The organism is Micromonospora sp. 4G55 (genome assembly GCF_016803375.1).
The window spans coordinates 1-2375 of sequence record NZ_JAEVHN010000836.1; the positions used below are offsets into that span (position 1 = coordinate 1).

Below are 2375 nucleotides of genomic sequence, written 5' to 3' on the forward strand. Positions count from 1 at the left end.
CGAGCGCCAGCGCCGCCCCGGTGCCGCAGAGCATCCAGGAGCAGCGCAACGCCGTCGAGAAGAAGGTGGGACCGGCGGCCTGGGCCGCCGCGAGCGCCCTGCAGGCCCCGGCCGACCTCACCGCCGACCCGTCCCTGGCGGAGAAGCTCAAGCCGTTCGGCGCGCTCTCCCCGCAGGAGATCGCGGTGCTGGCGCCGCAGATGCAGTTCAACGTCCCGACCATCACCTGCGCCCAGCTGGACAAGCGGCCGGCCGCGTCGATCAAGGACGAGAAGCAGCAGGCGGTCGCCTGTGAGGACGGCGCGGCCAAGTACCTGCTCGACGTGGCGAAGGTGGTCGGCACCGACGTCGACGACGCCAACGCCGTGCTCGACCAGGCCAGCGCCTGGGTGGTCAGCCTGAACTTCACCGGCGACGGCCAGGACAAGTGGACCGAGCTGACCCGCGAGGCGTTCAACAACACCGGTGGCGCCTGCGACCAGACCGCGCTCGGCCAGGACGGCAAGTGCCGGGTGGCGGTCGTGCTGGACAACGAGATCGTCTCCTCGCCCGAGATCCAGGGCGTGCTCACCGGTGACTCGCAGATCACCGGCAACTTCACCAGCACCGACGCCAACAAGCTGGCCAGCCAGCTCCGGTACGGCGCGCTGCCGGTGACCTTCGAGCCGCAGGAGCAGCAGAACGTCACCGCCACCCTGGGCGACAGCCACCTGCGCGCGGGTCTGCTCGCCGCCGGCATCGGCATGCTGCTGGTCATCATCTACTCGTTCTTCTACTACCGGCTGCTCGGTTCGGTGATCTTCCTGAGCCTGGTGCTGTCGGCGCTGCTGGTCTTCGGGGCGCTGGTCGTCCTCGGCCGGCAGATCGGCTTCACCCTCACCCTCGCCGGCATCGCCGGCATGATCGTCTCCCTCGGTGTGGCGGCGGACTCCTTCGTCATCTACTTCGAGCGGCTCAAGGACGAGATCCGGGAGGGGCGCAGCCCGCGCAGCGCGGTGCCGCGCGCCTGGATCCGGGCCCGCCGGACGATCATCTCGGCGAACGCGATCACGCTGATGTCCGCCGTGGTGCTCTACGTCGTCTCGGTCGGCACGGTGAAGGGCTTCGCCTTCGCCCTCGGCCTGGCGACGGTGCTGGACCTGATCGTGGTCTTCCTCTTCCGGCACCCGATCATGACGATGTTCGCCCGTACCCGGGCGTTCCTGTCCCCGCGGGTCAGCGGTCTCGGCCGGGCCCTGCCGGCCCGGTCGGCCGAGCAGGACTCCCGCACCCCGCGCGTCAAGGAGGCCTGAGATGGCTAAGAGTGGTCTCGCGAGCCGGCTCTACCGCGGTGAGGCCGGGCTCGACATCGTCGGCCGGCGCAAGCTGTGGTTCGCCGTGGCCGGTACGTTGGTGCTGATCGCGGTGCTCAGCTTCGCGGTGCGCGGGTTCAGCCTCGGCATCGAGTTCGCCGGCGGCAACTCGTTCCAGGTGCCGGCCAGCGTCGGCACCCTGGAGCAGGCCGAGGAGAAGGTCGACGCCGCGCTCGCAGCCAAGGGCGGCGACGCCGAGGTGGTGACCGCGCAGAAGGTCGGCAGCACCAGCGGCGAGTACTACGAGCTGCGTACCTCGCAGCTGAGCCCGGCGCAGGCCACCGAGGTCAAGGCCGAGATGGCCCGGGACTTCGGGATCAACGCCGACCAGATCAGCGGCAACCAGGTCAGCGAGGCGTGGGGCGAGCAGGTCACCTCGCGCGCCCTGCTCGGTCTGATCATCTTCGTCGCGGTGGTGGCGATCTACCTGATCCTGCGCTTCGAGTGGCGGATGGCGGTCGCCGCCATCGTCTCGCTGTTCACGAACCTCTTCCTCACCGCGGGCATCTACTCGCTGGTCGGCTTCGAGGTCACCCCGTCGACCATCATCGGCTTCCTCACGATCCTGGGCTTCGCGCTCTACGACGTGGTGGTGGTCTTCGACAAGGTGCAGGAGAACACCCGCGGCATCACCGCGAACAACAACCAGACGTACGGCGAGGCGGCCAACCTGGCGCTCAACCAGAGCCTGATGCGGTCGCTGAACACCTCGGTGGTCGCCCTGCTCCCCGTCGGTGGCCTGCTCTTCATCGGTGCCGGCCTGCTCGGCGCGGGCACCCTGAAGGACCTCGGCCTGGTGCTCTTCGTCGGTATGGCGGTGGCGTTCCTGACCTCGATCCTGCTGGCCACTCCGCTGCTGGTGCTGCTGAAGAACTACGACCCCCGGATCCAGGCGCACAACAAGCGGGTGCTGGCCCGGCGCGGTGCGATCGCCCGCGGCGAGCTGGCCCCGAAGGGCGCGCCCCGCGCGGCCGAGGGCGGCGACCGAGTCGATCGACTCCGACGCGGCGGCCCTGGCCGGCC

General features: G+C 69.8%; 1 protein-coding gene and 1 pseudogene. Both read left to right on the forward strand.

What is annotated here, in order from left to right:
• Positions 1-1292, forward strand: a 1292-nt coding sequence (gene secD, locus JNW89_RS34940) for a protein translocase subunit SecD (RefSeq protein WP_238452275.1), incomplete at its 5' end; no start/stop codon positions are given.
• 1 nt (position 1293) lies between these two features.
• A pseudogene (gene secF / locus JNW89_RS34945) lies at positions 1294-2375 on the forward strand (protein translocase subunit SecF); the annotation flags it as partial.